At 70.2% G+C, this 8,505-nt stretch carries 9 protein-coding genes; 2 read left to right on the plus strand and 7 right to left on the minus strand.

The features are described from left to right. Positions 1-484, minus strand: a 484-nt coding sequence (locus tag FV230_RS20395; RefSeq protein ID WP_246694939.1) for an isopentenyl transferase family protein, incomplete at its 3' end; no start/stop codon positions are given. Positions 485-503: 19 nt separating this feature from the next. Here FV230_RS20395 and serB point away from each other — a divergent pair. Further along, on the plus strand, positions 504-1,400 hold the full coding sequence (gene serB, locus FV230_RS20400; RefSeq protein ID WP_147843688.1) for a phosphoserine phosphatase SerB: 897 nt from the start codon (positions 504-506) through the stop codon (positions 1,398-1,400). A 6-nt stretch (positions 1,401-1,406) separates the two neighbouring features. Here the strand turns inward: serB and FV230_RS20405 are convergent, their stop codons facing one another. From FV230_RS20405 to FV230_RS20430, 6 genes are all read right to left on the minus strand, one after another. Further along, entirely contained in the window at positions 1,407-1,829 is a 423-nt protein-coding gene (locus FV230_RS20405) for a DUF1640 domain-containing protein (protein WP_348642155.1), read from the minus strand. 92 nt (positions 1,830-1,921) lie between these two features. After that, entirely contained in the window at positions 1,922-3,445 is a 1,524-nt protein-coding gene (locus FV230_RS20410; protein WP_147843689.1) for a Do family serine endopeptidase, read from the minus strand. Between the two features lie 127 nt (positions 3,446-3,572). Beyond that, a complete protein-coding gene (locus FV230_RS20415) occupies positions 3,573-4,529 on the minus strand; it encodes a protease modulator HflC (protein ID WP_147843690.1) in 957 nt (318 codons plus the stop codon). After that, positions 4,526-5,698: an FtsH protease activity modulator HflK gene (gene hflK / locus FV230_RS20420; RefSeq protein WP_147728693.1), complete on the minus strand. Its 1,173-nt coding sequence runs from the start codon at positions 5,696-5,698 to the stop codon at positions 4,526-4,528. The genes FV230_RS20415 and hflK overlap by 4 nt, the downstream gene beginning before the upstream one ends. A 235-nt stretch (positions 5,699-5,933) precedes the next feature. Further along, a complete protein-coding gene (locus tag FV230_RS20425; RefSeq protein ID WP_147843694.1) occupies positions 5,934-6,428 on the minus strand; it encodes a dihydrofolate reductase in 495 nt (164 codons plus the stop codon). 26 nt (positions 6,429-6,454) lie between these two features. Then, positions 6,455-7,249 carry a thymidylate synthase gene (locus FV230_RS20430; protein ID WP_147843691.1) on the minus strand — a complete coding sequence of 265 codons (795 nt, stop codon included), beginning with the start codon at positions 7,247-7,249 and terminating at the stop codon, positions 6,455-6,457. A 121-nt stretch (positions 7,250-7,370) separates the two neighbouring features. Here FV230_RS20430 and selA point away from each other — a divergent pair. Beyond that, positions 7,371-8,505, plus strand: a 1,135-nt coding sequence (gene selA, locus FV230_RS20435; protein ID WP_147843692.1) for an L-seryl-tRNA(Sec) selenium transferase, incomplete at its 3' end; no start/stop codon positions are given.

Below are 8,505 nucleotides of genomic sequence, written 5' to 3' on the forward strand. Positions count from 1 at the left end.
GCCGCAACAGGGCGGCGCCGGCGGGGTCGCGTTCGGCGAGATCGGCGTGCAGCGCCTCGGTCGGGCGGCCCTCGCTCTCGGAGCGGATCGCGGCGCGCACGGCCTCCGGCACCGGCGGGAGGTCGGACAGGCCCTCCTCCAGGCTGCGGAAGTACAGCCCGGTTCCGCCGACGAAGACGGGCAGTCGCCCGTCGAGACCGGCCAGCAGCGACGCGGCGTCCCGCGCGAAATGCCCGGCAGAGTAGTTCACCGCCCCGTCGACATGCCCATAGAGGCGATGCGCGACGCTTGCCTCCTCCGCCAGCTCCGGTCGCGCCGAGAGGATGCGCAGGTCGGCGTAGACCTGCATCGAGTCGGTGTTGACGACGATCCCGCCGTGACGGAGCGCCAGCGCCGTCGCAAGCGCCGACTTGCCCGACGCGGTCGGCCCTGCAATGAGGATCGCCTCCGGCCGCCCCTGCGACGACGCACTTGAAAGCGGCAACACGAAATCGTCGGCTCCGATGACCCTTGTCGCGACCCTGATAGCAAACGAGGCCCGCCCCGCCATCACCGATGCGGTGCTGGCCGAGGCGCGCCTGGTTCTCGCGACCGAGCATCAGCCGCGCATCCTGCACGGCGAGGTCGCCGCCGAGTTGCTGGTGCCGGGGGCTGCGGTCGCCGCGCCGGCCTTCACCGCGCGGTTGCGGACGGCGCTCGCGGGCGAGCCGATCGACGTCGCGGTGCTGCCGGCGGACGCCCACCGGCGCAGGCGCCTGTTCCTCGCCGATATGGACTCGACCATGATCGAGCAGGAATGCATCGACGAGCTCGCCGACACGATCGGCCTGAAGCAGCAGGTCTCGGCGATCACCGAGCGCGCGATGCGCGGCGAGATCGCCTTCGAGCCCGCTCTGCGCCAGCGCGTCGCCCTGCTTCGCGACGTGTCGGCCGGCGTCGTCGACGCGCTGATCCGCGACCGGCTGACCCTGACGCCGGGCGGTCGCACGCTCGTGCATACGATGAAGGCGCACGGCGCATGCACCTGCCTGGTGTCGGGCGGCTTCACGCTGTTCACCGGGCCGATCGCCGAAGCGCTCGGCTTCGACGAGCATCACGCCAACCGGCTCGGGCTCTCGGACGGGCGCCTGACCGGCCTGGTGGACGACCCCATCGTCGGGCGTGCCGAGAAGCGCGCGACGCTGATCGCGCTCCGCGATGGCCTCGGACTGGACGTAGCGGAGACGATGGCGGTCGGCGACGGGGCCAACGACCTCGACATGCTCGGCGAGGCGGGCCTCGGCGTGGCGTTTCGCGCGAAGCCGGCTGTGGCCGCCGCGGCGCGCGCCCGGATCGAGCACGGCGACCTGAGCGCGCTGCTCTACCTGCAGGGCTACATGGCGAGCGAGTTCGTCGCCTGACCGCCGTCAGTGCAGGCTGCGGACGAGCGCGACGACCGCGCCGAGGATCGCGACCGTCTGGAACCCGATCATCCCGAACATCCACTTGATGATGTCGGACTTCGCCGTAGCGATGTCCGCCTTCGTCGAGAGGCGCAGCGCATCGATGTCATGTCGGACCGCGACGATGTCGGCCTGCGTCGTCACGCGGAACGCTTCGATGTCGTGCCGGACATCCGCGACGTCGGTCTTGGTCGGAATGCCGCTGGCGAACACCTCGGACATGGCGTCCGCCATCCCCTCCGCCTGCTCCGGCGTGAGGTGAGCGTTCTCGCGCAGCTTGCGCGCGAACTTCAACGTATCGAAGGCGATGACGTTCACGGGACCGGCCGGCTCGCGCGCGGGCATCCGCAGGATGCCAAGGGTGACGGGTTCGGTCCTTGCAGGCAAGGTATCCGCCGGCTTTCGTCCGCCACCAAAGAGAACGCCGCCGCCCGGATCGGGCGGCGGCGTCGGTTCGTGCCGTTATCTTGGCGAAAAGGTCAGTCCAGGCCGATCGCCACGAACCGGACGTCGCCGGTCGCGCTGGCGACCAGCAGAAGCACCGACTTGCGGGAATCCTTGCGAAGAGCCTCGACGCGCTTGGTCACGTCGGCCGGCGTGTTGACCGCCTCCTGCCCGACCTCGACGATGACTTCGCCCGGCTGGATGCGCTTGTCGGCCGCGGTCGAGTTCGGGTCGACGCGGGTGACGACCACGCCCTTCACGCCGTCCTTGATGCTGTACTTCCGGCGAAGCTCGTCGGTGAGGCCCGAGAGGTTGAGGCCGAGCGCCTGACGCGTGGCGCTCTCGGCCTCGGGCTGGCGGAGGTTGGCGAGCTGCGGCTTGTCGCTGTCCTCGAGACGGCCGAGCGTCACGGCCTTGGTGCTCTCCTCGCCCTTCCGGACGACGACGACGTCGACCTTCTGCCCGACCGGGGTCGAGGCGACGATGCGCGGCAGGTCGCTCGAGGCCTTCACCGCCGTGCCGTTGAACTTGACGATCACGTCGCCGACCTCGAGACCCGAGGTCTTGGCCGGCCCCTTCTCGTCGACGCCGGCGATCAGCGCGCCCTTGGCGCCCCCCTTCAGCCCGAGCGCTTCGGCGGTGGCGTCGTCCACGTTCTGGATGCGCACGCCGAGCCAGCCGCGACGGACCTCGCCGAACTCGCGGAGCTGGTCGATCACCGGCTTGGCCGAGCTCGACGGAACCGCGAAGCCGATGCCGACGGAGCCACCGGTCGGCGACAGGATCGCCGTGTTGATGCCGATCACCTCGCCGTCCATGTTGAACAGCGGGCCGCCCGAATTGCCCTTGTTGATGGCCGCATCGGTCTGCAGGTAGTTGTCGTAGGGACCGGACTCGATGTTGCGGCCGCGCGCCGAGACGATGCCGGCCGACACCGAGCCGCCGAGGCCGAACGGGTTGCCGATCGCGATGACCCAGTCGCCGGCGCGCATCTTGTCCGAATCGCCGAACGGCACCGCCTTCAGCGGGCGCTCAGCCGTCGGCTTCACGCGCAGCACGGCGAGGTCGATCTTGGAATCCTTGCCGATGATCTCGGCCTTCAGCTTCGTGCCGTCATGCAGGATCACCTGGATGTCGTTGGCGTCGCCGATGACGTGGTTGTTCGTCACCACGATCCCGGACGCGTCGATGATGAAGCCGGAGCCGAGCGAGCTCGACTTGCGCTGCTGGCGCGGGTTGTCGCTCTCGCCGCGCTGCTCCGGGCCGCCGCGCCCGCCACGCTTGTTGAAGAATTCCTCGAACAGATCCTCGAACGGGGTCCCGGGCGGCAGCTGCGGGCCGGCGCGGTTGCCGGGGCGCGCTTCGACGGTGGTCGACGCCGAGATGTTGACCACTGCGTCGTCGACCTTCTCCGCGAGGTCGGCGAGCGAATCCGGGCCCTTGGCATAGGCCGGCATCGCAACGGACGAGGATGCGATCAGGATCGCGGCGGCGACGGACCGCGCGGAGCGGCGGAACCGGGCGAGGGAATGCGCGGGCGCGCTCGCGGCGGGGTGCATGATCGACCTCTTCAAGAACGCGTTTCCGGTGCTGTCGGGTGCCGCCGATCGGCGGCTGGCGGTTCGATGGCCGCCTTAAGATCGGCGGCGGCCCGCCCCGTTCAAGGGCGGGCCGCCTGCGTCATGGTCAGCGTGCCGGGCCGGTCGAGCCGGTCGTCGCTGCCGGGTCGGACCCGCGCGGCGCCCCGCCCTGCGCCGCCTTGCCCTGCGGATCGCTGAAGTAGCGGAAGAAGTCCGAGTTCGGGCTCATCACCAGCCGGGTCTCGTTCCCCTTCAGCCCAGTCTCGTAGGCCTGCATCGAGCGATAGAAGCTGAAGAAGCCCGCATCCTTCCCGAAGGCCTCCGCGAGGATGCGGTTCTTGTCAGCGTCGCCCTGACCGCGCAGCTTCTCCGCCGTCTGGGTCGCGTCGGCGAGAATCACGGTCACGTCCCGGTCGGCCTTCGCCTTGATCGTCGCGGCGATCTGGTCGCCGTTGGCGCGGATGTCGGCGGCCTCGCGCTCGCGCTCCGTCTTCATCCGGCGATAGACCGCGACGCTGTTCTGGGCGGGCAGGTCGACGCGGGTCATCCGCAGGTCGACGATCTGCACGCCGAGCGCCTTGGCCTCCCGGTTCACGTCCTCCTGGATCTGGTTCATCAGGCGGGTGCGCTCGGTCTTGACGATGGCGTCGCGTGTCGAGCGCGCCAGGACGTTGCGCAGGGACGAGTTGGTGAAGCTCGCGAGGCGCTGGTTGGCCAGCGCGACGTTGTTCACCGACTGGTAGAACCGCAGCGGATCGACGATCCGGTAGCGGGCAAAGGCGTCGACCTCGAGGTTCTGCCGGTCGGCGGTCAGGAGCGTCTGCACCGGCAGGTCGAGGTCGAGGACGCGCTTGTCGAAGAGCACCACGTTCTCGACGAAAGGCAGCTTGAAGTAGAGCCCGGGCTTGTCCTCGCCGGTCTGGTTCAGGACGGCGCGGACGCGGCCGAACTGAAGCACCAGCGCCTGCTGCATCTGCCCGACGGTGAAGACCGAGGCATAGAAGGCGAGTGCGAGGGCGGCGGCGACGACCGCCGAGCCCGTGCGGATGGCCTGTGCGTTCATCGGGCCGCTCCATTGGTCTGCGCCGGGGCGGGGGTGCGGGACCCGAACTCGGCCAGCGGCAGCACCGGCACGACGCCCGCGGCACCGGTCGCGCCGGAGCCAGCGACGCCCTGATCGATGATCACCTTGTTCACGGAGCCGAGCACCTTCTCCATCGTCTCCAGGAAAATCCGCTCGCGGCTGATCGCCGGGGCGGTCTTGTAGGAGGCGTAGACCTCGTCGAAGCGCGCGGCCTGGCCCGTCGCGTCGGCGGTCGCCTTGGTCTTGTAAGCTTCCGCCGCCTGGACGATCTGCGAGGCACGGCCGCGGGCCTGCGGGACCTCGCGGCTGGCATAGGTCTTGGCCTCGTTCTGCGCCGTGTCGGCGTCCTGCTGGGCCGCGTTCACGTCGATGAAGGCGGGCCGGACTTCCGGCGGCGGGTTGACGCTAACGAGCTGCACCACCTCGATGCGCACGCCGGCGCCGTACTCGTCGAGCGCGTTCTGGGTGATCTCCTTGACCTCCTGCGCGACGCTCGACTGCTCGTTCGTCAGGATCGCCTGGATGTTGCGGCGGCCGACCACCTCGCGCATCGCGCTCTCGGCGATCGCCTTGATCGTGCCTTCCGGGTTCTGGAGATTGAACACGTAGTCCGAGGCCTTGAGCGGGTTCACGCGCCACTGCACCTCGAAGTCGAGGTCGACGATGTTCTCGTCGCCCGTCAGCATCAGGCTCTCGTCCGGCATGTCGCGCGAGCGCGCCTGGGTTCCGCCGCCGGAGCGGAAGCCGACCTGGATCGAGTTCACCTGGCCGACGTTCGGCTTGATCACGCCGCCGACCGGATAGGGGAAGTTGTAGCGCAGACCCTCGCCCTTGGAGCCGACGTAGCGCCCGAAGATCGTCTCGATGCCGACCTGGTTGGGGGCGACGGTGTAGAAGCCGGTCGCGAGCCAGAGGCCCACCGCCAAGGCGCCGATCACAACGAAGCTCTTGCCGCCGCCGAGCGAGCCGCCCGGCATCACGCCGCGCAGGCGGTCCTGGCCGCGGCGCAGAAGATCCTCGAGATTGGGCGGTGTCTTGCCGCCACCGCCACCGCCGCTGCCCCAGGGGCCGCCGCCATTGCCGCCGCCGCCACGACCCCAGGGACCTCCCCCGCCGCCACTGCCGCCGCTCTGATTGCTCCAAGGCATGCTAGCCGTCTTCTCCTGCCTGCTGCGGGATTGCCCGCGCGCCAACGGTTCGAACCGCCCGAACGGCCCGCGACCGTGTCCAAACCTGCCCGGATGAGGCAGCCACCGGAACGAGCGGAGGCCTACGCACCTGCGAGGGACCGTCGCCTGCTGTCAAGGCAAGCAGGTGGGCATCGGCGCCGCCTTTGGCAACCGCGACCGGACGCCCCTCCACATCCGAGGGAAATCGTGGTTTTCACGGGATGCGTTCGAGGTCCACGAACGTGTAGGCGTGCTCGTCGTGCGGACCGGCCGGATGCGCCTCGCGGAAAGTCTCGCGAAACAGGGTCCGGTCGAAGGCGGGGAAGCGCGTATCGCCGTCTGGGCTCGCCGCGACCTCGGTCAGCCTGAGGGCGTCGGCATGGGGGAGCGCGAGCCGGTAGATCTCGGCACCGCCGACCACCATCAACTCCTCGGCCGCAGCGGCCGCCAGCGCCTGCGACCAATCGTGAACCGTCTCGATCCCGTCGGCCGCGAAGGCGGGATCGCGGGTCATGACCAGCGTGCGGCGACCCGGCAGGGGGCGGCCGATCGAGGCGTAGGTCTTGCGCCCCATCAGCATCGGCTTGCCCATGGTCACCGCCTTGAACCGTTTCAGGTCGCCGCGCAGGTGCCACGCGAGCCCGTTGTCCCGGCCGATCACGCCGTTCTCGGCCAAGGCCACCACCAAGGTGATCTTGGCCGGCCGCATAACGGCCCCGTGCGTCGGGGACGGCATCAGACGGCCACCGGCGCGCGGATGGCGGGATGGGGCTCGTAGCCCTCGATCGCGATGTCCTCGTAGCGGAAGGCGAACAGGTCGCGGACCTCCGGGTTGAGGCGCAGCGTCGGCAGCGGCCGCGGCGTGCGCGTGAGCTGGAGGCGCGCCTGGTCGAGGTGATTCCGGTAGAGATGCGCGTCACCGAAGCTGTGGACGAAATCGCCGGGGCGCAGCCCGGTGACCTGCGCGATCATCGCGGTCAGCAGGGCGTAGCTCGCGATGTTGAACGGCACCCCGAGGAAGACGTCGGCCGAGCGCTGGTAGAGCTGGCACGAGAGCCGACCGTCGGCGACGTAGAACTGGAACAGGCAGTGGCACGGCGCCAGCGCCATCCGGTTGAGGTCGGCCGGGTTCCAGGCCGAGACGATGAGACGGCGCGAATCGGGATTGCGGCGGATCTCGTCGACGACCCAGGCGATCTGGTCGACGGTGCCGCCGCCGGGCTTCTCCCAGGAACGCCACTGCTTGCCGTAGACCGGGCCGAGATCGCCCTGCGCGTCGGCCCACTCGTCCCAGATCGTCACGCCGTTGGCGCGCAGCGCGCCGACATTGGTGTCGCCGGTGAGGAACCACAGCAGCTCGTGGATGATCGAGCGCAGGTGCAGCTGCTTGGTGGTGACCAGGGGAAAGCCCCGGCCGAGATCGAACCGCATCTGGTGGCCGAACACCGAGAGGGTGCCGGTGCCGGTGCGGTCTTCCTTGGCGCAGCCCTCGTCGAGGATGCGGGTGAGCAGCTGGTGATACGCGTCCATCGTCCGACTTCCTGCCCGCGTTCGCGGGCGTTGCCAAGAGCGGGTCGCGGGCGGAGGGCCGACGGCGCGCGTGCGGCTTTGCGGGACTGGATGGAGCGGTCCGACCTGCTATCACTCGTTCATGGCTTCACGTGCGTCCGCTCCCCGTCCTCGCGAACAGGCACAGGGCGCGCGACCTCCCTCCGTCGAGCGGCTTCTCGGTGACGAAGCCTCCGTCGCGCTGGTGGAGAGGTTCGGCCGAACCGCTCTCCGGGACGCGATCCGCGACAATCTCGCCGCGATCCGGGCCGGCGGGGATGGCGTGCCGGAGGCGGCCGAGATCCTCGCCCGCGTCGGCCATGCTCTGGCCCGGCAGGCGAGCCCGTCCTTGCGGCCGGTCTTCAACCTCACCGGCACCGTTCTGCACACCAATCTCGGCCGCGCCCTGCTGCCGCCCGAGGCGGCCGCCGCGGTATCGGCGGTGATGACGGGCGCGAGCAACCTCGAGTTCGACCTCGCCACGGGCGAGCGCGGCGAGCGCGACGACCATGTCGAGGCGCTGATCTGTCGGCTGACCGGGGCGGAGGCGGCGATCGTCGTCAACAACAACGCGGCGGCCGTCTTCCTCGTCCTGAACGCGCTCGCGATGCGCAAGGAGGTGGTGGTCTCCCGCGGCGAGCTCGTGGAGATCGGCGGCTCGTTCCGCGTGCCCGACGTGATGGCGCGGGCCGGGTGTCGCCTGCGCGAGGTCGGCACCACGAACCGGACCCACCTGCGCGACTTCGACGAGGCGCTCGGCCCGCGCACCGGCCTGGTGATGCGGGTCCATCCCAGCAACTACGAGATCCGCGGGTTCACGGCGCAGCCCCGCGAGGAGGCGCTCGGCGCGCTCTGCCGCGAGCGCGGCGTGCCGCTGGCGCTCGACCTCGGCAGCGGCAGCCTGATCGATCTGGCCGCGCATGGCCTGCCGCCGGAGCCGACCGTGCGGGCCGCCCTCGCCCATGCCGACCTCGTCACCTTCAGCGGCGACAAGCTCCTCGGCGGGGTCCAGTGCGGGATCGTCGCCGGGCGCGCCGACCTGCTGCGGAAGGTTCGCAAGAGCCCGCTGAAGCGCGCGTTGCGGGTCGACAAGATGACCTACGCCGCGCTCGAGGCGACGCTGCGGCTCTACCTGCATCCCGAGCGCTTGGCCGAGCGCCTGCCGACGCTGCGCCTCCTGACGCGCCCGGCCGAGGCGATCGACGCCCAGGCGCGCCGGCTCGCGCCGGAGGTGGCAC

Origin of the sequence: Methylobacterium sp. WL6 (assembly GCF_008040095.1) — a bacterium.
In the GTDB taxonomy this organism is placed as follows: Bacteria; Pseudomonadota; Alphaproteobacteria; order Rhizobiales; family Beijerinckiaceae; genus Methylobacterium.